The sequence below is a fragment of the Minwuia sp. IMCC3060 genome (assembly GCF_029909435.1).
Classification (GTDB): Bacteria; Pseudomonadota; Alphaproteobacteria; order Minwuiales; family Minwuiaceae; genus Minwuia.
Genome location: NZ_CP123782.1, coordinates 1748517 through 1768947, shown reverse-complemented (window position 1 = coordinate 1768947; position 20431 = coordinate 1748517). Strand labels below are relative to the sequence as shown.

The window sequence follows — 20431 nt, the reverse complement described above, 5'->3', positions numbered from 1 at the left end:
CTGTGTGCGCATATTCCGGTCCTGCAACCGCCTGGGCGCTATCTCTCGCCCGTACTGACCCGGGCCGCTTCCTCGAAATCCGAGAGGATCGACAGGGTCACAGCCTTGCGGTTCAGATTGACGGCCCCGGTACGCTCCCTGAGCCGCGCGAGTTTGTCCCATACCTCGAACCATTGATCAAGACTGCCCCGGGTCAGGCGCTGCATCAGTTCCCGCTCCGTCTGGCTGGCCGCCAGATCCTGAAACGGTGCCTGAACCAGACGTTTCAGGAACCCGTCCAGCAGGTCCATCAGCAGTCCGAAGGCAATCTCCCCCTGCCCGGCCTTTGCAACCATGTCGCCCAGCTTCTGCGCCGCTGCGCGGTCCATGCGGGGCGCGGAGACCAGGGCGGCGAGAAGCTGGCGATAGAGCGCCTCTCCACCCGCCGCCTCCAGCCGCAGGGCCAGACCGGGCGAGCCATTGGCGAGTTGCAGCAGCAGCGATGCCGCGGCTTCCCCGATCTCCGGATTCGCATCCGCCATGACCGCCAGCCCCTGCGCCTGCGTCAGATCCCCCAGCGACAGGCGACGGCATCGCGACCGGATGGTCGGCAACAGGCTGCCCGGTGCATGGCAGACCAGGATGAAGATCGTGTCCGCAGGCGGTTCCTCGAGCGGTTTCAGCAAGGCATTGGCCGCATTGCGGTTCATGTCATCCGCCGCATCGATCAGGACAACCCGGCGCGATTTCAGATTGGCCCGCTGCCCCAGAAAGGAGGTCAGGCGGCGCACGTCATCGACGCGGATCTCCGTGTAGTAGCGCTTCCTCTCGTGGTTCCAGGCGCGACGCAGGATCGTGAGGTTCGGATGCGAAGCGCTGGCCACCTGCACGAACAGGGGATCATCCCTGTCCGCATGCAGTGTCGGTGCCGATGCGCCGAACAGGCCGCCACCCGACTCCCCGGACAGCAGGCTGCGGGCAAAATGGTAGGCCAGCGTGGCCTTGCCCGTCCCGGCCATACCGGTGAGCAGCCAGGCGTGATGCAGTCCGTTCCCGGCCGCTGCCTCCGCCAGGGTATCCCAGGCCTCCGCATGGCCGTGAACGCGTGTGGTCAGCGCGGGGTGCAGTGACTCCGAAATCTCGTCCGGTGCGGGGCGCGTCGCCTCTTCGCTCATGGCTGTCCAAGCCTCGAAAGCACCAGGTCGAGAATCCGGGCGGCAATGTCCTGCTGCCGATCGCTCGCGGAGATCACATGACACCGTTCCGGTTCGCGTTCGGCAATGTCGAGGAAACCCTGACGCAGCTTCTCGTGAAACTGCCGCTGGGCGGTCTCGAAGCGATCCGTTGCCGTGGCGCGGGCGGCGGCACGGCCCAGCCCGGTTTCGATCGGGGCATCCAGAATGAGCGTCAGATCAGGCATCCGCCCCTGCATGACCATGCGGTGCAGGTCCATGATCAGGTCCGGTCGCGTCGCGTCATCCAGCCCGCCAGCCGCGCCCTGATAGGCGCGGGTTGAATCGATGAAACGGTCGCAGATGACGATCTCCCCCCGGTCGACCGCAGGCAGTATGACCGCGCGCATGTGGCTGTGCCGGGCGGCGTTCAGCAGCAGGACCTGCTCGACCGCATCGAGGTCCTGGGCGGGATCGAGCAGCAGGTTCCGCAGGGTCTCCGCGGTTGGTGTGCCGCCGGGTTCGCGCGTCGTGACGACGGTATGGCCGCGAGCCCGAAGGCAATCCGCCAGCAGCGCGGTCTGGGTGGACTTGCCGACACCCTCCCCGCCCTCGAACGTGATGAACAGCCCGCGCGCGGCAGATCCCGCTCCGGCGCGATCAGCCACCCGAACCCCAGATGACATGCGCCAGGGCCGCGCCGATGCGGCCCAGCGGTCCCAGCGGCGCCACATCATCTGCCGCCAGCAGCGGGGCAGAGGCAATGCGGGCACCATCAGCCGTCACCACGAGGCGACCGACCTGCTGCCCCTTCGATACCGGGGCCGGTACCGGACCGTCATAGACGGCCTCCACCTTCATGCGGGCACGATCCGCCCTGGCCATGCTGACCAGCAGATCGTCCCCCAGCATAAGGGGTACCTTCGTCGACTGCCCCAGCCATACCTCAGCCTCCGAAACCGTCTCTCCGGCACTTCCAAGCCGGTATGTCGCGAAGGTCCGGAACGCCCAGCTCAGCAGACGCTCCGCCTCGTCACCGCGTTGCCTGGAACTGTCCAGCCCCGCGATCACCATGACCAGGCGCTGATCGCCACGAATGGCAGAGGCCGTCAGCCCGTACCCGGCGTTCTCGGTATGACCGGTCTTCAGGCCGTCCGCGCCAATGTTCCGGTACAGCAGCGGGTTGCGGTTCCGTTGCGTGATATCACTGTAAGTGAATGATTTTTCGGAAAATATCGGATAGAAGTCCGGGAAGTTCCGGATCATGAACATGGCGAGCTTGGCCAGATCGCGCACACTCATCCGATGTTCCGGGTCGGGCCAGCCTGTGGCATTGCGCAGCTCGGTATTCTCCAGCCCCAGTTCCTTCGCGCGGCGGGTCATCTGTTCGGCAAAGGCATCCTCGCTGCCGGCAAGCGCCTCGGCGACGACGATGCTCGCGTCATTGCCCGACTGCACGATGATGCCACGCAGCAGATCCTCCACCCGGACCTGCTTGCCCACCTCCACGAACATCTTGGAGCCGCCCTTCTTCCATGCCTTCTCGCTCACCGGGAAGGTGTCATCCAGGCTGAGCGCACCGCTCTTGATGCGTTCCAGCAGCATGTAGATGGTCATCAGCTTGCTCATCGACGCCGTTGGAATGGGCCGATCCGCATCCTTCTCGAACAGCGTCTGGCCGGATTCGAAGTCGATGACCACGGCATGCCGGGCCCGGGTCTCGAAATCAGCCGCCCGTGACGGCGCGCCGAAGGCGAGTACGGAAAGCAGCAGGATGGACAACAGTCTCAAGGGCATGAGCAAGTGACCTCAGCGCGGTTCGAATGGGAATGAACGATGACGGCGTCAGTCTAGTCGACGATGATCCGCGCGTCATCCGCCCCGGCATTCAGTGCGAGATCCAGAAGCTGGTCTGCCCGTTCAACCGTATCGATCGGACCCAGGCGGACGCGAAAGAAATCCCGCTGATCAACCAGCACATGATCGATGAAGGCCGGCCCGACCGCAGAGAGCCGGGACCTGAGACGGTCGGCGTTCTGGAACTGGGTGAATGATCCGGCCTGCACGAAGAGGGTTGTCGGGGTTGTCGGCACCACCCGAACGTCGTCGATACTGCCCTCCGCCGGTGTCTCGACTGTCAGCGGCTTGCTGGTCACGGGTTTCCGCACCACAGGCTTCGACTGGTTCAGCGCGGCATTGCCGTCTGCGCCGGCCGGCGGCGGCAGGGAGGCGACCTTGACCGACTTCCTGGGGGCCGCCGCCACTGCCTTCTTCTCATTGTTGGGGGTCTTGACCGGGCGCAGGACAAAGCGGTCGTCGTCCGACCCCACGACCTCCACCCGGACACGGGCGATGCCCTGACGCTCGAACCCCAGCAACTGGGCGCCCCGATGGGACATGTCGATGATGCGGTTGTTCACGAAGGGACCGCGATCATTGACCCGCACCGTCAGCACCCGCCCGTTCTCCAGATTGGTGACCCGGACCGTGCTGGGCAGGGGCAGGGTCTTGTGCGCCGCCGTCACGATCCGCTTGTCATAGATCTCACCGCTCGCCGTGGCGCGACCGTGAAACGGGTCGCCGTACCAGGACGCAATGCCGGTCTCGTCGTAGTCGGGCATCTCCGCCGGGTAGTACCAGACACCCTTGATCTGATAGGGACGCAGACTGGCACGTCGTACCTTGGCCGAATCGATCTGCCGCTTGGTAGTGCCGGAAATATCCGATTGCGCAAGCTGTTTCGCACCGTGGATGGCCAGGGTCGTCTCGGCACAGCCCCCGAGAGCGAAAAGTAGGACCGGAACGACGGCGGCAGCGAGCCACCGGATTATCGCTGCCTGGTGGCTTCCCATGATTGTCGCTCCAAAGCTCGCCAGCGTGATTCGCCCAGTCTATCTGCGGCCTATGGCGTCGGCAAGCTGCGAGACGGCGAGCCCGTACAGGTGCGCACAATTGTACCGCAGGATCGACTGATAGTTCCGGTAGACCAGAAAGGCCTTACCGTCCGCACCATCAGGTTCCACCAGCGACGCAGGCAGGTTCCGGGTCGGCAGGTCGGATCCGTCCGCGCGCCGCACGCCAAGCGCCTGCCAGTCAGCCAGACCCATGGCGCCGGACATACTGTCGATGGCCCGGCAGCCAGAGCCCGTGCGTGGCGCGGGTATGGCCGCGCGGAAGGCGGCTCCGGCGGGCAGGGTCACTTCCCTGCCCCAGGTCTGGTCATCGTGCCAGCCATGCTTCGACAGGTAGTTGGCAATGGAGGCGAACACATCGGCCTCGTTGGACCAGATGTCGCGATGGCCATCCCCGTCATGATCACGGGCATAGGCCATGTAGCTGGACGGCATGAACTGCGGCTGCCCCATGGCACCGGCCCATGAACCCAGCATCTCCGAATGGGGGATCAGCCCCTGGTCGATCATCTGGAGGGCCTGGAACAGTTCCCGCCTGAAATAGCTGGACCGCCGCCGGTCATAGGCCAGGGTCGCGACCGCAGGTATGACCGGCATCGTGGGTTTCACCGCGCCGTAGCGGGTCTCCATGCCCCAGATGGCTAGGATGAAGCGCGGCTGCACGCCATATTCCGCCGCGATCTGATCAAGCAGTGCCCGGTGCTTCTCCAGCTTGCCGCGCCCGACGCGGATGTTGGTCGGCGTCAGCAGCCGGTCGTGATAGATCTGGTAGGTCAGCTTGAATTCGGACTGGTTGCGGTCGCGCTGCACCACGCGGCGCACCGGCTCGATACCCGTCAGGGCCACCCGGATCGTCTCCTCGGCGATCCCCTTCTCCCGCGCCTCCTGCCGGACACCATCCAGCCAGGCATCAAAGGGGGGTGGCGCTTCGTCCGCCTTCGCAACGGCCTGAGGCAGAGTCCACATCATGGCAAGACCAAGAAGAACCGCAGACCAACGCATCACTCACCCCTGAACCAGTATGGTGCCATCATCCGGGTCTGCCGATGATTCGGGAAGTCACGCACCGGTGACCGCTGGCGCGCGGCCGCAAACGCTCATCCTGCGAGCAGGCGATCTCCATCGCGCCGCATGTTCTCGGCTGCCTTCGGTCCGTCCAGCATCTCGACCATGCGCACCAGGCCGTAGAAGCCTGCACGGGCGCGCGCCTGCATCTCCGGGTCGGCGGGTGTGTCTGCCAGCCGTCGCATCATTTCGGCTCGCCGACCATCGATGTCCCGACGCAGCCTGTCCCGACGCTGTCTCAGGGGATTGTCGACGCCCAGCGTGTCGATCCGGTCACCCAGCCGGATGACATTGTCGATCTCGCTCTCCAGTTCACGGTAGGTCTCGGCATGTTCCAGCCCGGCGCTCAGTTCGGTTGGCAGCAGTTGCCGGATCTGTTCCTGACGATCCTGCTGCAGGGTTTCCACACTGATCAGTCTTTCGATGCTGCCCAGCGTGTCGGCAATGTCACGTGCGGCCCTGTCCGTCTTCGGGGTTGCTGTCCCGGACGCCTTGATCTGGCCAAGCCTGTCGAGCAAGCGCTCCGCGCGCCGCACGCTTTCCCCGGTTCCTGCCTCACCGACCAAGAGTGCAGCGGCACTTGCGCCGATGCTGCTTTCGATCTCCCCGCGAATGACGCGGATCAGGTTCTGCCGTGTCGCACCAGGCAGGTTCCGGTCTTCCCTTGCCAGCATCTGGATGACACTGGCGGGATTCTCGAGGCGGCGGGTCAGCATGGCCATCAGATAGCGGGCGTGTCCTGTCCGGTCATGCGGCAACCCCCGCAACAGCTTCACCAGCAGTTTCCGCCCGCTGTCGTCCAGCGTATCGACGCGGCCTTCCGGGATTCCCCGTGACAGGCTCACCATCGCCTCGCCGATCTCCAGACACCCGGTGATCAGCCCGAACCGTCGCCGCAGGTCTTCCGGCGAACGCGCGGGTCCACACCGCACTTCGGCCAGCGCGGCCGCGGCCGCCTTCCATACCTCCCGCCCGAGCAGGATCTGTCCGGCACGGTCCTCGGGACGCTGATTCAGATGCAGCAGCCGCTGCTCGAACCGCCGAAGCAGCTCCGGTGCCAGCTTCCGCCGTACAAGCCGCGCGATCGCCGTGCAGGAGCGCCGCATGATCAGCCCGGTGTCGCCCGTCGCCTCGTTGACCAGAAACTCCTCGAACGGCTGACAGAGCAGCCGCGAGAGCGTCAGTGCCCGCACCGGACGCATCCGCACCAGCCTGCGCCTCAGAATCTGCATCTCCGGCTGCACGTTCGCCTTGTTGCCCAGCTTCTCGTAGAGCCGGTAGAGCTCGAGGAACTGTCTCGGTTGCAGGGTGAACAGCCGCTGTTCCAGTTCCTCGGCCGAAACGAGTCCGGTCATCGGTGCTCCTCCCCCTGCCCGGCCGTCTGGCTCTCCGGTCTCGCGCGCATGTCCTCGTCCAGTTCACCACTCAGCCAGTCCTCGAAAACCCGGACGCGGCTGCGGTATTCCCTGAAGAGTTCGACGGAGCGCCGTCCCGCATCGGCATCGACCTCACGGGCCGGAACAATGGGTATGATCCGCCCGATCTCCTTCACGGCGACATCTATCGCCATCCTTTCGGCGACCGCGTCGTCCCAGATACGCAGCACGTAGTCCCAGCCATCCAGCAGCCAGGCGATGCGCAGGAGGTAACCGCGCAGGTTCTTCTGGCTGGAGTCCCAACGGGCCATCAGGCGGATCGGATCGGCCAGAATGCGATCGACCTCGGCAATCGCACGCCCGGCAATCCCGGCGGAATGGTCAGCCGACATGGCGGCAAAGCGTCCGATATGCGCCAGATCGGAGACAGTGGTCCGCCCCCAGTTGTCGATGGCGTGGGAGAATTCCTGCATCCGCGTGTGCAGATGCCGCAGCCTTCCGGGCTCTGGCAATGACCGAAGGCCCAGAGTGCCAAGCAGTTCAGCCAGGTCCTCGATATGCTGGTCAATCGCGACGGCATCGATGCCTGCCCGGGATGCGGCACCACCCAGCATGGTGCGGACCTGCGACCGCCCCTCCGTCGATGCCATCGTGGCAATCAGTTCCTGCCCGATCTCACCGCCCCCGCGGCGCACGGTGTCGAGCAGCAGCATGATCCGGGTGGAGACCTGGACTTCGGCGGCCCGGGCCAGTTCCTCCCGCGCCTGCTCCGCCAGTCCCTGGCCACCGATGCCTGTGGTTGCCAGTTCCAGCCAGCAACGCCGAATGCCTGTTGGCGTGACGACCTTCTCGGTCGCGACGATCTCGGTCAGCGTGCGGTCATGGACAGAAAGTGTCGTGATTTCCGGCAGGCTGGTGAAGGCAGTGACATAGACACCCTTGCTGCCCGAAAACCCGGGCAGGACGACCTCCAGCCTTTCCCGGTCATCAAGCCGCACCCTGCACTGCGCCAGCGCACGGGTCGTGAAGGGGATGACCGTCCCGCGCTCCAGGAAGGTGCTGGGTTCATAGTGACTGCGCCGAGCATGCGCGGCCTTCTGGGCGGCCGTCACCGGCGCAAGCGTACCCGTCCCGTCCTGAACCGCAGCCGCCGATGCCTTCAATTCTGTCGCCACGTCCGTCCTCGCCCGTACTCAACCCGCACAGAATGCGCAGTCGGACGAAGGCTAGGTCGCAATGGCAAAAATTGGCTTAACCGTCAGACCTGGCGGCCAAGCCTTGCACGTATGGCTGCTATCTGCTGGTCCGCATCGATCCGGGTAAGAGCCGTGATCTCCAGTCCCCGATCCTCCAGCACATCCGCGCCGCCCGCCCTCCGCATGCGGTCACGGATCACCGCATCACGGCGGTGCAGCAGTGCCTCGATCTGGGGGCGAAACAGCACCATCAACGCAATGAGCCAGCGATTGACCGGCCACTCGGGCCAGATCAGATCCATCTCGAACCGGTCCAGCATCGCGATCACGTCATGGGCGCTGTAGAGGGTCTCACCCGTGACCCAGCGGTTGGTGCTGAACAGGTGCGTCGGCACACCGAAGGCGTTCATCGACACGGCCACCAGATGCGCCAGCGCGTCATTGCCCGCAGGCCAGGGTTCGTCACGCTCCAGCGGCAGGGGGCGCACGTCCGGCTGCATGCCCCTGGCCCGCAGGAAGGTGTGGAAGTGTCCGTGCTCCCCCGTCGCGCCCCGATGGGCATGGTAATAGTACTGGCTGTGCGTCTCCGGGTCGTAGACGTCGCCCTTCGGATAGTGGTCCCATTCGTAGAACGTCTCGGACTGCTTCAGCAGCAGGCCGACGATATTGTCTTCCGTCTTTGCGATCACGCGGTAGATGTCCAGCAGCTCGTCGGCGGCGGCCAGCATCCGTTCGAGCCGGTGACGATCGCAACCGTCCAGCAGGCGCGCCGGGTCGAGCCTCAGATCGACTTCCGCATCCGCAATCTCCCCCACCCAGTGATCACTGAGCGCAGGACCGGCCCCGGTGAACCTGTCTGCCGCGCTGGCCTGCTTCATCCGCTTCACTCCCGGCCCGTGTTGCTGTTCGATCGACTGTCCGCCCCGCATCATTCCGCATGCGCATGCCGCAGGGGCTCACCTTGTCAGGTAATCTGTCCGTGACGCAGTGTCGAACGGACTCCGGTCAGCATTGTTCAAATTCGCGGGATCAGGGCAAAGCCGCCGGAGCGACACGATGCCCAGAGGGGCGGCTCAGATATCGCCCGGCGGTTCCCCGCGGCAACGGGCACGGGATACGGCATCGGTCCCGGATAATATCCGGCTCAATTGCCTAGTGATTGGGCATGTTGCGCATTTATCAGGCAACAAATCTGCGCAAGATTTTGGCATGATCCGCTAACAATTTGCTTTTATTGAATTTTTCCGCACGATGCGGATGGCATGAGCCATGCTATTCTCTTCTGGCGTAACCGTGTGGTTGCGTGAGGAAACGTACTGCTCACAGGATGCCGAGAAAACATTGATGAAAAAGATCGAGGCAATCATCAAACCCTTCAAGCTGGACGAGGTGAAGGAAGCCCTTCACGAGGTCGGCCTGCAGGGTATCACGGTGACGGAAGCAAAGGGCTTCGGTCGTCAGAAGGGTCACACCGAACTGTATCGCGGCGCCGAGTATGTCGTCGATTTTCTGCCGAAGGTGAAGGTGGAAGTCGTGGTCGAGGACAGCATGGTCGAGCGCGCGCTGGAGGCGATCCAGCAGGCTGCCCACACGGGCCGCATCGGTGATGGCAAGATTTTCGTGTCGGCGGTGGAGGAAGTCATCCGCATCCGCACGGGCGAGAAAGGGGTCGACGCGGTCTGACGCGTCCGAGCCGCAGGTTTGGGGTCCATTGACGGGCCGCAACATATCGACAGGTTGGTTATCCACTTCAGAGGGTGAAAAATGTCTGACGTCAAAAGCGTTATGGAACAGATCAAATCGGGCGAGATCGCCTATGTGGACGTGCGGTTCACCGATCCGCGCGGCAAGTGGCAGCATCTGTCCATGGATGCACAGGACTTCTCCGAGGATTTCTTCGAGGAAGGCATCATGTTCGACGGTTCGTCGATCGCGGGCTGGAAGGCCATCAACGAGTCCGACATGGCGCTGATGCCCGACGCCTCCACCGCGGTGATGGATCCGTTCACGGCTCAGCCGACGCTGATCCTGTTCTGCGACATTCACGAGCCCTCGACGGGCGAAGGCTACGGCCGCGACCCGCGCACCACCGCCAAGCGTGCCGAGGCCTATCTGGCCTACACCGGCATCGGTGACACGGCGTTCTTCGGTCCCGAGGCCGAGTTCTTCATGTTCGACGACGTGCGCATCACCACCGGTTCGCACAACACGTCCTACATCCTGGACGACGTCGAGGCGCCGCACAATTCCGGCGCCGCGCTGGAAGGCGGCAACATGGCCCACCGTCCCCCGGTCAAGGGCGGCTACTTCCCGGTGATGCCGGTCGACTCCGGTCAGGACATCCGTGGCGAAATGCTGACCGTGATGCGCGAGATGGGCCTCGAGACCGAGAAGCACCATCACGAGGTTGCGCCGAGCCAGCACGAGCTGGGCACCCGGTTCAACACCATGGTGAAGACCGCTGACGGCATGCAGATCTACAAGTATGTCATCCATCAGGTCGCCCATCAGTGGGGCAAGACGGCGACGTTCATGCCGAAGCCGGTCTCGGGCGACAATGGCTCGGGGATGCACACGCACATGTCGATCTGGAAGGACGGCAAGCCGACCTTCGCCGGTTCCGGCTATGCAGACCTGTCCGAGACGGCGCTGTACTACATCGGTGGCATCATCAAGCATGCGAAGGCGCTGAATGCCTTCACCAATGCGTCTACCAACTCCTACAAGCGCCTGATCCCGGGCTTCGAGGCTCCTGTGCTGCTGGCCTATTCGGCCCGTAACCGCTCCGCCTCCTGCCGTATCCCGTTCGGTTCCGGTCCGAAGTCGAAGCGCGTCGAGGTCCGTTTCCCCGATCCGACCGCCAATCCGTACCTGGCCTTCGCGGCCATGCTGATGGCTGGCCTGGACGGCATCGAGAACAAGATCCATCCGGGCGATCCGATGGACAAGAACCTCTATGACCTGCCGCCCGAGGAACTGGCCGAGGTGCCGACGGTTGCCGGCTCCCTGCGCGAAGCCCTGCAGGCCCTGGACGCCGACCGCGAGTTCCTGAAGAAGGGCGACGTGTTCACCGACGACCAGATCGACGGCTACATGGAACTGAAGTGGGAAGAGGTCTACCGCTTCGAGCATGCACCGCATCCGGTCGAGTTCGCGATGTACTACTCGGTCTGATCCCGCTTTCAGACAACGGGTACGAATGGGAAGGGGTCGCAGCCAGTCGCTGCGGCCCCTTCTTCGTTGAGGGATCGCGGCCCGGTTCGGATTGGTGTGCGGTCAGGGCTGACGGATGCTCACGATGAGCGACCGAGCCACTGCGGAATCTTGCGCAGGGGCTTGGCGAACAGGGCACGGTCCACAAGCCCGCTGCCCAGGCGCTGGCGGCGGACCTGCAGGCTCTGCATATTGCCACGCAGGAAGGCACGGATGCCGCTGCTGCTGTAGCCGCCGTTGGCCATGTCGACCAGCACATAGGGAACATGCCCTGCCCTGAAATCGTTCAGTTCCATGGCGCGCAGCATCCAGTCGTAGTCGGAGGCACTGGGCCAGGTCAGGTCAAATTCCCCAACCGTTTCCGCGACCGCCCGCCGGACATAGAACCCCGGATGGGCAGGCATCCAGCCAAGACGAAAGCCGCCGGGACGATAGGGCGTGTTGCGCCAGGCACGTACCAGACGCCGTGACTCATGGTCCGCCACGATATCGATGTCACCATAGGCGACGTCGTGACTGGCCAGGGTCTCGGCGATGGCCGTCAGCGCGCCGGGATCGCGATACCTGTCGTCGGAGTTCAGGAACCCCACCGCGTCCCCGCTGAAGCGCTGCAGCCCCTTGTTCATGGCATCATAGATGCCCCTGTCAGGCTCGCTGCTGATCCGGATCGACGGATCGCCGAAGCTCTGCACGATCTTCAGCGTGTCATCGCGGGAGGCCCCGTCGACAATCAGCAGTTCCTTGTCGGCCCACTGCTGCTTCAGGAACGACTCCACCGTCCAGCCGATGGTCGCGGCCGAATTGAAGCAGACCGTCACGACAGAGATCTTCATGCTCGGGCTTTCCGGTCGGCACAGGCATCGCCGGATGACTCACTCCGGCACCATCCAGGGTCCATCAGCGTTCCCGCACGTTCTCGATATTGGCACGGAACCAATTATAGTATCCGGCAAGACCTTCCGACAGACCGATACGCGGCCGCCAGCCAAGTCCCGTCAGTTTCGCGACATCCAGTTGCTTGCGATACATGCCGTCAGGCCGGGTCGCATCGAACACCAGCTCGCCGGCATGTCCGACGGTCTGCTGGATCATCCGGGCGAAGTCGGCGATGGAGATGTCCTCGCCGCAGCCAACATTGACATGATCGTGGTCCGAATAGGTGCGCAGCAGATGGATGCAGGCGTCAGCCATGTCATCGACATGCAGGAACTCCCGCCGGGGACGACCGGTGCCCCAGACCGTCACGGTCTCCACGCCATCACGCCTGGCCTCATGGAAGCGGCGCAGCAGTGCAGCGGCCACATGGCTGTTGTCGGGATGGAAGTTGTCACCCGGGCCGTAGAGATTGGTCGGCATGGCGGAGATGAAGTCGGCGCCATATTGCCTGCGGTAGGCCTGACAGAGACGAATGCCTGCGATCTTGGCGATGGCATAGGGCTCGTTGGTCGGCTCCAGCGGCCCGGTCAGCAGCGCATCCTCCCGGATCGGCTGTGGCGCCTCCCGCGGGTAGATGCAGGAGGAGCCGAGGAACAGCAACTTGGCCACGCCGGTCTCGAATCCGCCGCTGATCAGGCTCGACTGCAGTTCCAGGTTCTCGCTGATGAAATCCGCCGGATAGGTATTGTTGGCATGGATGCCCCCCACCCTTGCTGCTGCGACGACAATCACATCCGGCTTGTTCGCTGCAAGCCAGGTCTTCACTGCCGTGCGGTCCCGCAGGTCCAGACTGGACCGGTCGACTGTCAGGATCTCGCAGTCCTCGCGGGTCAGACGTCGCACGATGGCCTTGCCGACCATGCCCTTGTGACCCGCAACGAAGACCCGTCGCCCCCGCATCTCGAAAGCAGCGGTCATTTCAGTTCTCACGGGCCTTGTGCATGGCGCTGTTGAACTCGTGCTCACGCTTCACGGCAATCAGATCCGCCCGCACCATCTGCGCGACCAGGTCACTGAAACCGGTCTTGTGCGACCAGCCCAGCCGTTCGCGTGCCTTGGTCGGGTCCCCCAGCAGCAGCTCGACCTCGGTCGGGCGGAAATAGCGCGGGTCGACTTCGATCAGCACCTCACCGGTCGCGGCGTCCCTGCCCTGCTCTTCCACACCGCTGCCGGACCAGACGATGCTGCGGTCGACCTCCGCGAACGCGGCCTCGACGAATTCGCGCACGGAATGGGTTTCACCGGTCGCCAGCACATAGTCGTCCGGCTGGTCCTGCTGCAGCATCAGCCACATGCCCTCGACGAAGTCCTTCGCATGGCCCCAGTCGCGCTTGGCATCCAGATTGCCGAGATACAGCTTGTCCTGAAGACCAAGCTGGATCGCTGCGACAGAGCGGGTGATCTTTCGCGTCACGAAGGTCTCACCGCGCAGCGGGCTCTCGTGATTGAACAGGATACCGTTGGAAGCATGCATGCCATAGGCCTCCCGGTAGTTCACGGTGATCCAGTAGGCATAGAGCTTGGCGGCGGCATAGGGGCTGCGTGGCCAGAAGGGTGTGGTTTCACGCTGCGGCGTCTCCTGCACCTTGCCATAGAGTTCGGACGTGGAGGCCTGATAGAAACGGACGGTCTTCTCCAGCCCCAGGATCCGGATCGCCTCAAGCAACCGCAACGTCCCGATCGCGTCGGAATTGGCTGTATATTCAGGGGTTTCGAAACTGACCTGCACATGGCTCTGTGCCGCAAGATTGTAGATCTCGTCAGGCTGGACCTGCTGCACGATCCGCAGCAGGTTGGTGGAATCCGTCAGGTCGCCATAGTGCAGGTGCAACTGCACGTCATCGGCGTGCGGGTCCTGGTACAGGTGTTCCAGCCGCCCCGTATTGAATGACGACGAGCGGCGCTTGATGCCATGGACGACATAGCCCTTCGACAACAGCAATTCAGTCAGATAGGCACCATCCTGGCCAGTCACGCCAGTGACCAGGGCCGTTCTTGCTGATCCCTCAGGTTTCATCGCGCCAGTTACCCTTCTCGTCACGCCACAGAATCCACGCTCATCCCGCGAAGGATCCGCGCTGACGTGGTCCCACGCAACGCACCGAAATTCCCGACTCGATACGCGTGGGCTATTCCCTATCTTCTACCCATGATCTTTTCAATCGGCACAGGAGCGCAGGCATGAGCAGAATCTACGAGAAGAGCGAAGCGGCCATTCAGAGCCTGACACCGGAACAATATGCCGTGACCCAGCAGGACCACACGGAGCCGCCGTTCCGCAACCGGTTCTGGGACCACAAGGAAGCAGGGATCTATGTGGATGTGGTCAGTGGAGAGCCGCTGTTTGCCGCATCCCAGAAGTTCGATTCAGCTTGCGGCTGGCCGAGTTTCTTCAGTCCGCTGGAACCGGACAACATCGTGGAGAAACGTGACGTCAGTCACGGCATGGTTCGCATCGAAGTGCGGTCCCGTCACGGTGACTCGCATCTTGGGCATGTCTTCCCCGACGGGCCGCCGCCTACCGGCATCCGCTATTGCATCAATTCCGCCTCGATGCGTTTCATTCCGCGCGCGGACATGGAAGCGGAAGGATACGGAGAATACCTCGAGCTCGCAGCCATCGATGCGCAGGAGGATTGACCCCGAACGGTCGGCCACACGCGCAATGCGTGGAATGAATTTCGGCATTTGCTAGCAATTGAGCAATTTCGAACAGAATGTGATGGTCTTGGCATCGCGCTTGCTTCATCGGGTGCAGACAGGATGTCGTGGGGCGTTCCTTTCCCAATTTGCCAAATGAAACGCATTCGGCATCGGCGGAATTATGGGTTGCTGCACGTAAAACGGGCTGGAGTTCGGTCGATGCAGGCCATGCGTGTTCTGATCGTTGATGACAGTGACGCCAACAGGAAAGTCGCGCGCGTCTTCCTGGAGCGTGAAGGACACGTTGTGGTTGAAGCCAACGGCGGTGCTGCAGGACTGCGCAAACTGGCCGAGAATGACATCGACATCATCCTGATGGACATCGCGATGCCGGAGATCGACGGGCTGGAAGCCACGCGGCAGATCAGGCGTTTGGGCGGCCGCATTGGACGGATACCCATCGTCGCCTGGACAGCACACGATGTACCAGGCATGCGCCTGCAGTGCACCGCTGCCGGCATGGACGGCTATCTGACCAAGCCGATCCAGCGCACGCCGCTGGTCGAGAACCTGACGGCCATCCTGCAGCGGTCACGCAGCGAGAGGGATCAGGCCGCCGTCGGCTCCTGACCCCTTCTGCCTTCCGCCTACTTGAAGCCCACCGCAAATCCGTCGTCGACACTCACGACCGAACCGTTGACGAACCGCCCACTGGGTCCGGCCAGCACCAGCAGCATCCCGTCAAGGTCCGACGGCTCGCCGACGCGCGGGCGCGGGAAACGGCTCAGGAAAGCCTTGCCCGCCTCCGTCTCCCAGTAATCGGCATTCATCTCCGTCTCGATGTAGCCTGGGCAGAGTGAGTTCGTGTTGATGTCGTACTTGCCCCATTCCAGCGCCATGGCCTTCGTCATCTGGTCCATGGCGATCTTGGACATGCAGTAGATGGAAAGCTGTCCGATCACCCGGTGCGCCAGTGTGGACGAGATATTGACGATCCGGCCGCCCGCCTTTCGTGCCATCAGCCGCTTTGCGACGGACTGCGCGACGAAGAACGCACCTTTCAGGTTCGTGTCCAGAACCTGATCATATTCACCCTCGGAGATCCGGTGCAGCGCATTGGGCACCGTCACGCCGGAGTTGTTGATCAGGATATCGACAGGTCCGAGCGCCTGCTCCACCTGGTCGATGGCAGGGTCGATGGAGGCAATATCCGTTACATCCAGGGAGACCGCAAAGGCGCTGCCGCCGGCTGCCTGGATCTCTGCCACCAGATCCTCCAGCCGTTCGCGCCGACGCGCGGCAATGCCGACCCTGGCCCCCTGCGCCGCGAGCAACCGCGCGAAGTGCGCGCCAAGTCCGGAGCTCGCACCGGTCACGAAAGCCACCTGGCCAGTCAGTTCCTTGTCCATCGTCAAAATCTCTCCTCCGGACCACCATCATTTGAGTGGCCCTGCGCTCGGTGGTGACCTACTCTTGGTCCCATGCTGATTGATATTGTTTCAGATACCATCTGTCCGTGGTGCTTCATAGGCAAGCGCAAGCTGGAAGCTGCCATGCAGAACAGATCCGACGTCCAGCCGGAGATCGGCTGGCGGCCGTTCCAGCTCAACCCGGAGATGCCGCGGGCCGGAATGTCGCGTGACGCCTATCTGTCAGCGAAGTTCGGCGGGGCCGACAGGGCGGCACGCATCTACGAGACCATCCGGGCGGCGGGGGCAGAACTGGGCATCCCGTTCCGTTTCGACCTGATCAAGCGCACACCCTCGACCCTGGATTCGCACCGCCTGATCCGCTGGGCAACCCAGGAAGGCTTGCAGGATCGTATCGTCGAGGCCCTGTTCATCGCCTATTTCACCCAGGGTGCGGACATCGGTGATGCCGATGTGCTGACCCGTATCGCGGTGGAGAACGGCATGGACCCCAAGGTGACCGGGGATCGTCTGCGCAACGACACCGATCTGGATCTGGTGCGTCAGGAAGATGCGATGGCCCGATCCATGGGCATCAACGGTGTTCCCTGCTTCATCATCGACCGCAAGTATGCGGTGTCCGGCGCGCAGGATGTGCCGGTCTTCCACAAGGTCTTCGATCTGGCACTCAATGAAACCGTGCCCGCACCGGAAATGACCGACGCGGACTGAGGTCGCCTCTTCGTCGGTCAGGCTGCTGCTTTCTCCGCTATGCGGGCGAGGCCGCGCACCAGTTGCCGGACACCCTTGACCCGAACCGGAACCTCTTCCCAGTCGCGCAGGAAGACCATGGTGTGGTCCGGGCGCAGCTTCGCCGTGCCTGACTGCCCCGAGATGAAACGGACCAGCCCGGCAGGATCGGGGAAGGAATTGTCGCGGAAATGCACGGTCGCGCCCTTCGGTCCCGCATCCAGCTTGTCGATGTGCGCCGTACGGCACAGGCCCTTGATCGCCACCACGTCGAACAGGTTGTCCACTTCACCGGGAAGTGGCCCGAACCGGTCGATCATCTCCGCCGCGATCTCCTCGATGCCAGTCTCGTCCGGCACATGGGCCAGGCGGCGGTATAGGTCGAGCCGCGCGGAAAGATCGTGGACGTAATATTCCGGAATCAGTACCGGTGCGCCGAGATTGATCGACGGTGACCAGTTCCGGTCATCGGCATCGGTGGCCCCCCGGGCCTCCGCCACCGCTTCCTCCAGCATGGCCTGGTAGAGTTCGACACCGACTTCCTTGATCTGGCCCGACTGCTCCTCACCCAGCAGGTTGCCGGCACCGCGAATGTCCAGGTCATGGCTGGCCAGGGTGAACCCTGCACCCAGCTGATCGAGGGTCTGCAGGACACGCAGCCGCTTGTCGGCGCTGTCCGTCAGGCGTTTCGATGCCGGTACGGTCAGATAGGCATAGGCACGGACCTTGGAGCGGCCGATGCGTCCGCGCAACTGGTAGAGCTGCGCCAGACCGAACATGTCGGAGCGATAGACGATCATCGTGTTGGCGGACGGAACATCCAGACCGGATTCCACGATGTTGGTGGAGATCAGCACGTCGAATGCGCCTTCGTAATAGGCGTGCATGACGTCTTCCAGTTCACGTGCGGGCATCTGGCCGTGCGCGACCGCGAACTTCACCTCCGGCACATGGTTCTTCAGGAAGTCGGAGACTTCCTTCAGGTCACTGACGCGCGGCACCACGAAGAAGCTCTGGCCACCGCGATAGTGTTCCCGCAGCAGTGCCTCCCGCGCCACGATCTCGTCGAACGGCAGCACGAAGGTGCGGACGGCCAGGCGGTCCACCGGCGGTGTGGCGATGATGGAAAGATCACGGATGCCGGTCAGCGCGAGCTGCAGCGTGCGCGGTATCGGTGTCGCGGTCAGCGTCAGCACATGCACGTCGGCCTTCAGTTCCTTCAGCCGCTCCTTGTGCTTCACGCCGAAATGCTGCTCCTCGTCGACGATCAGCAGGCCCAGTCGCTTGAAGTCGATGCTCTTGCTCAGCAGGGCATGGGTGCCGACGACAATGTCCGTGGTGCCGGACTTCAGCCCGTCCTTCACCGCCGTGGCGGCCTTGCCGGTCACCAGGCGGGACAGTTGCTCCACCCGCACCGGGAAACCCCGGAACCGTGCCGTGAAGGTCTCGTAATGCTGCCGGGCCAGCAGCGTCGTCGGCGCGACGATCGCGACCTGCATCCCGTCCATGGCGGCGACAAAGGCGCTGCGCAGTGCAATCTCTGTCTTGCCGAAGCCCACGTCACCGCAGACGAGCCGGTCCATGGGGCGGCCCGAGGCCAGGTCGCCCAGTACATCATTGATCGTCTTCGCCTGGTCATCCGTCTCCTGATAGGGAAAACGGTCACAGAATTCGTTAAACGCGCCTGCAGGGGCCTCCATCACCTGTCCGGTCGCCAGTTCGCGACCGGCGGCGATGCGGATCAGGGCTTCGGCCATGTCCTTCAGGCGCTGCTTCAGCTTTGCCTTGCGGGCCTGCCAGTTCTTGCCGCCCAGGCGATCAAGCACGGTCTCGCCCTCGGAGGACCCGAAACGCGAGAGCAGCTCGATGTTCTCCACCGGCAGGTAGAGCTTGTCGCCCCCCTGGTAGACCAGCAGCAGGCAATCATGCGGCGCGCCCATGACGTCGAGCGCCTGCAGCCCCTCGTAGCGGCCGATGCCGTGATCGACATGCACGACCAGGTCGCCAAGCTGCAGTTCGGTCGCCGTGGCGATGAAATTGTCGGAGCGCCTGGCGGAACGCTTGCGCGACCGCACCAGACGGTCCCCCAGCACGTCCTGTTCGGAGATCAGGATCAGGTCCCTGCTCTCGAACCCGGTCTCCAGCGGCAGGACCGTCAGCCCCACGGTGCCGGCGGGCAGCTTCTCGGCCTCCGTCATGTCCGCGACGTCGCTCAACGCCGCGATTCCGCCGTCGCGCAACATGCCCGACAGGCGCTGACGCGCGCCGTCCGAATAGCTCGCCATCACCGCGCGATGCCCGTCGGCGATCACCTGTTTCAGGTGCGCGATCAGAGCCTCGTAGACATTGGTGCCCGGGGTCGCCCGCTCCGGCGCGAAGTCACGCCCCCGCCGACCGCCCAGATCGAAGGCCTCACCGGGGTTCTCGCTGACGGTGAAGGGCGTCAGCGCCGCAACGGGGTGCCCGCCGAGCGCCTCGGCCCATTCATTGCGGGAGAGGTAAAGCATGTCCGGTGCCAGCGGACGATAGATCGCCCCGGCAACACCGGATGCGCCCGCGTTTGCCTTCAGCGCCTCCTGCCGTGTCTCGTAGTAGTCGTCGATTGCCTGGAACCGCGAATCCGTCGCGTCATCGGCCAGATGGTCCAGCACGATGGGGGCATCCCCCACGTAGTCGAAGACGGTCTCCAGCTTCCGGTGAAAGATCGGCAACCAGTGTTCCATCCCCGGATGGGCTCTCGACTCCGACACCGCCTCGTAGAGCGAGTCACTTTCGGCCCTGATCCCGAACAGCTCCCGGTAGCGGGCACGAAACAGGTTCACTGTCGGCGGCTCCAGGACCAGTTCACCAACCGGTGTCAGTTCGAAACGCCCGATCTTTTCCAGGGTGCGCTGGGTCATCGAATCGAACAGGCGGATGCTTTCCAGCTCCTGCCCGAACAGGTCCAGGCGGACGGGATAGGAATCATTGGGGGGGAAGATGTCGATCAGGCCACCGCGGATGGCGTACTCCCCCGGCTCCATCACCGTGCCCGTGCGCGAATACCCCTGCCCGACCAGAAAGGTCGTCAGCGCGGCCTCGTCGATCCTGTCGCCGATCGCCGCCACGAAGCGTCCGTCCATCACCGTGGCCCTGGCCGGAACACGCTGGGTCACCGCATTGACGGTGGTCAGCAGCACACGGCCGGCCAGCCCGCCCTCCGCCAGCAGACCCAGCGTCCGCATCCGCGCTGCCACAACCTGCCGGTTGGGGGAGGAACGGTCATACGGCAGGCAGTCCCAGGCCGGGAGGGTCAGAACCTGAAGACCGGGCGCAAAGAACTCCAGCATCTCCGCCGTCGCGGCCATGCGCTGGTCATCGCGCGCGATGTGGACCACGCCCTGACGCGCACCGGTGGCGAGGGTGACAAGCAGGCGTGCTTCCAGCCCCTCTGGCGCATTCTGGACGGTGATCCTGCCAGGCGCCGACAGGATGTCGATCAGTGGCTTCAACTGGCTGACTGGTAGAACTTGAACTGCATCAGCATCCGGGTGACGTCATTGTCATACTCCGGCGGGACAGGCTTCCGCCCCATCACCCAGGCCAGGATCTCCGGATCGCCGGCCTCCAGCATCTGCTCGTAGAGGTCCATTTGCCGCTCACCGAAAGTCGGCAGGTTCCGCTCCGCGAACCGGGTCAGCAGGATGTCGGTTTCCTTCGTCCCGGTGTACTGCGAGCGATAGAGCAGCTTCTTGCGCCGCACGGCCAGTCTGTCTTCCTGTTCGGACATGGTGACGGCTC

At 63.7% G+C, this 20431-nt stretch carries 19 protein-coding genes; 5 read left to right on the top strand and 14 right to left on the bottom strand.

Annotation, left to right across the window (positions count from 1 at the left end; genetic code table 11):
* Positions 1–38 precede the first annotated feature (38 nt).
* The 8 genes from QGV54_RS08385 to QGV54_RS08350 form a co-directional block, all read right to left on the bottom strand.
* The gene (locus tag QGV54_RS08385; protein ID WP_281017299.1) at positions 39–1154 is read right to left on the bottom strand and encodes a DNA polymerase III subunit delta'; all 1116 of its coding nucleotides are present in this window, start codon (positions 1152–1154) and stop codon (positions 39–41) included.
* Positions 1151–1819: a dTMP kinase gene (gene tmk, locus QGV54_RS08380; protein WP_281017300.1), complete on the bottom strand. Its 669-nt coding sequence runs from the start codon at positions 1817–1819 to the stop codon at positions 1151–1153. Before tmk ends, QGV54_RS08385 begins: the two co-directional genes overlap by 4 nt.
* Positions 1812–2948: a D-alanyl-D-alanine carboxypeptidase family protein gene (locus tag QGV54_RS08375; protein ID WP_281020133.1), complete on the bottom strand. Its 1137-nt coding sequence runs from the start codon at positions 2946–2948 to the stop codon at positions 1812–1814. The genes tmk and QGV54_RS08375 overlap by 8 nt, the downstream gene beginning before the upstream one ends.
* 53 nt (positions 2949–3001) lie before the next feature.
* Positions 3002–4003, bottom strand: a complete 1002-nt coding sequence (locus tag QGV54_RS08370; RefSeq protein ID WP_281017302.1) for a septal ring lytic transglycosylase RlpA family protein — start codon at positions 4001–4003, stop codon at positions 3002–3004.
* Positions 4004–4042: 39 nt separating this feature from the next.
* The gene (locus tag QGV54_RS08365) at positions 4043–5032 is read right to left on the bottom strand and encodes a lytic murein transglycosylase (RefSeq protein ID WP_281017303.1); all 990 of its coding nucleotides are present in this window, start codon (positions 5030–5032) and stop codon (positions 4043–4045) included.
* A gap of 128 nt (positions 5033–5160) precedes the next feature.
* Positions 5161–6483 (bottom strand): hypothetical protein, encoded by a 1323-nt coding sequence (locus QGV54_RS08360; RefSeq protein WP_281017304.1) that lies wholly within the window; start codon positions 6481–6483, stop codon positions 5161–5163.
* Positions 6480–7679, bottom strand: a complete 1200-nt coding sequence (locus tag QGV54_RS08355) for a hypothetical protein (RefSeq protein WP_281017305.1) — start codon at positions 7677–7679, stop codon at positions 6480–6482. The genes QGV54_RS08360 and QGV54_RS08355 overlap by 4 nt, the downstream gene beginning before the upstream one ends.
* Positions 7680–7762: 83 nt before the next feature.
* Positions 7763–8578, bottom strand: a complete 816-nt coding sequence (locus QGV54_RS08350) for a hypothetical protein (RefSeq protein WP_281017306.1) — start codon at positions 8576–8578, stop codon at positions 7763–7765.
* 466 nt (positions 8579–9044) lie between these two features.
* Here QGV54_RS08350 and QGV54_RS08345 point away from each other — a divergent pair, with 466 nt between their 5' ends.
* Positions 9045–9383 carry a P-II family nitrogen regulator gene (locus tag QGV54_RS08345; RefSeq protein WP_281017307.1) on the top strand — a complete coding sequence of 113 codons (339 nt, stop codon included), beginning with the start codon at positions 9045–9047 and terminating at the stop codon, positions 9381–9383.
* Between the two features lie 81 nt (positions 9384–9464).
* Positions 9465–10874 (top strand): type I glutamate--ammonia ligase, encoded by a 1410-nt coding sequence (gene glnA / locus QGV54_RS08340; RefSeq protein WP_348637623.1) that lies wholly within the window; start codon positions 9465–9467, stop codon positions 10872–10874.
* Between the two features lie 119 nt (positions 10875–10993).
* On the opposite strand, the gene QGV54_RS08335 is transcribed toward glnA, so the two are convergent.
* From QGV54_RS08335 to gmd, 3 genes are all read right to left on the bottom strand, one after another.
* A complete protein-coding gene (locus QGV54_RS08335) occupies positions 10994–11746 on the bottom strand; it encodes a glycosyltransferase family 2 protein (RefSeq protein WP_281017309.1) in 753 nt (250 codons plus the stop codon).
* A 64-nt stretch (positions 11747–11810) separates the two neighbouring features.
* Positions 11811–12767 (bottom strand): GDP-L-fucose synthase, encoded by a 957-nt coding sequence (locus tag QGV54_RS08330; RefSeq protein WP_281017310.1) that lies wholly within the window; start codon positions 12765–12767, stop codon positions 11811–11813.
* Position 12768: 1 nt separating this feature from the next.
* Positions 12769–13866, bottom strand: coding sequence for a GDP-mannose 4,6-dehydratase (gmd, locus tag QGV54_RS08325; protein ID WP_281017311.1), 1098 nt, complete (start codon positions 13864–13866; stop codon positions 12769–12771).
* 164 nt (positions 13867–14030) lie between these two features.
* Here gmd and msrB point away from each other — a divergent pair, with 164 nt between their 5' ends.
* Together msrB and QGV54_RS08315 are read left to right on the top strand one after the other, a co-directional pair.
* Positions 14031–14489: a peptide-methionine (R)-S-oxide reductase MsrB gene (gene msrB / locus QGV54_RS08320; protein WP_281017312.1), complete on the top strand. Its 459-nt coding sequence runs from the start codon at positions 14031–14033 to the stop codon at positions 14487–14489.
* A 222-nt stretch (positions 14490–14711) separates the two neighbouring features.
* Positions 14712–15122: a response regulator gene (locus QGV54_RS08315; RefSeq protein ID WP_281017313.1), complete on the top strand. Its 411-nt coding sequence runs from the start codon at positions 14712–14714 to the stop codon at positions 15120–15122.
* A gap of 17 nt (positions 15123–15139) precedes the next feature.
* Here the strand turns inward: QGV54_RS08315 and QGV54_RS08310 are convergent, their stop codons facing one another.
* On the bottom strand, positions 15140–15901 hold the full coding sequence (locus QGV54_RS08310) for an SDR family NAD(P)-dependent oxidoreductase (RefSeq protein WP_281017315.1): 762 nt from the start codon (positions 15899–15901) through the stop codon (positions 15140–15142).
* Between the two features lie 72 nt (positions 15902–15973).
* On the opposite strand from QGV54_RS08310, the gene QGV54_RS08305 reads away from it, so the two are divergent.
* Complete coding sequence (locus QGV54_RS08305; protein ID WP_281017316.1) at positions 15974–16633, top strand: DsbA family oxidoreductase; 660 nt, start codon at positions 15974–15976, stop codon at positions 16631–16633.
* A gap of 17 nt (positions 16634–16650) precedes the next feature.
* Here the strand turns inward: QGV54_RS08305 and mfd are convergent, their stop codons facing one another.
* Positions 16651–20142: a transcription-repair coupling factor gene (mfd, locus tag QGV54_RS08300; RefSeq protein WP_281017317.1), complete on the bottom strand. Its 3492-nt coding sequence runs from the start codon at positions 20140–20142 to the stop codon at positions 16651–16653.
* Positions 20139–20420, bottom strand: coding sequence for a succinate dehydrogenase assembly factor 2 (locus tag QGV54_RS08295; protein ID WP_281017318.1), 282 nt, complete (start codon positions 20418–20420; stop codon positions 20139–20141). The genes mfd and QGV54_RS08295 overlap by 4 nt, the downstream gene beginning before the upstream one ends.
* Positions 20421–20431: the final 11 nt, after the last annotated feature.

Excerpts from the sequence above, each read along its gene's own strand:
- QGV54_RS08385 (WP_281017299.1), bottom strand. The coding sequence starts at position 1,154 with ATGAGCGAAGAGGCGACGCGCCCCGCACCGGACGAGATTTCGGAGTCA.
- QGV54_RS08375 (WP_281020133.1), bottom strand. The coding sequence starts at position 2,948 with ATGCCCTTGAGACTGTTGTCCATCCTGCTGCTTTCCGTACTCGCCTTC.
- QGV54_RS08370 (WP_281017302.1), bottom strand. The coding sequence starts at position 4,003 with ATGGGAAGCCACCAGGCAGCGATAATCCGGTGGCTCGCTGCCGCCGTC.
- QGV54_RS08365 (WP_281017303.1), bottom strand. The coding sequence starts at position 5,032 with ATGATGTGGACTCTGCCTCAGGCCGTTGCGAAGGCGGACGAAGCGCCA.
- QGV54_RS08360 (WP_281017304.1), bottom strand. The coding sequence starts at position 6,483 with ATGACCGGACTCGTTTCGGCCGAGGAACTGGAACAGCGGCTGTTCACC.
- QGV54_RS08350 (WP_281017306.1), bottom strand. The coding sequence starts at position 8,578 with ATGAAGCAGGCCAGCGCGGCAGACAGGTTCACCGGGGCCGGTCCTGCG.
- QGV54_RS08345 (WP_281017307.1), top strand. The coding sequence starts at position 9,045 with ATGAAAAAGATCGAGGCAATCATCAAACCCTTCAAGCTGGACGAGGTG.
- glnA (WP_348637623.1), top strand. The coding sequence starts at position 9,465 with ATGTCTGACGTCAAAAGCGTTATGGAACAGATCAAATCGGGCGAGATC.
- QGV54_RS08335 (WP_281017309.1), bottom strand. The coding sequence starts at position 11,746 with ATGAAGATCTCTGTCGTGACGGTCTGCTTCAATTCGGCCGCGACCATC.
- QGV54_RS08330 (WP_281017310.1), bottom strand. The coding sequence starts at position 12,767 with ATGACCGCTGCTTTCGAGATGCGGGGGCGACGGGTCTTCGTTGCGGGT.
- gmd (WP_281017311.1), bottom strand. The coding sequence starts at position 13,866 with ATGAAACCTGAGGGATCAGCAAGAACGGCCCTGGTCACTGGCGTGACT.
- msrB (WP_281017312.1), top strand. The coding sequence starts at position 14,031 with ATGAGCAGAATCTACGAGAAGAGCGAAGCGGCCATTCAGAGCCTGACA.
- QGV54_RS08315 (WP_281017313.1), top strand. The coding sequence starts at position 14,712 with ATGCAGGCCATGCGTGTTCTGATCGTTGATGACAGTGACGCCAACAGG.
- QGV54_RS08310 (WP_281017315.1), bottom strand. The coding sequence starts at position 15,901 with ATGGACAAGGAACTGACTGGCCAGGTGGCTTTCGTGACCGGTGCGAGC.
- QGV54_RS08305 (WP_281017316.1), top strand. The coding sequence starts at position 15,974 with ATGCTGATTGATATTGTTTCAGATACCATCTGTCCGTGGTGCTTCATA.
- QGV54_RS08295 (WP_281017318.1), bottom strand. The coding sequence starts at position 20,420 with ATGTCCGAACAGGAAGACAGACTGGCCGTGCGGCGCAAGAAGCTGCTC.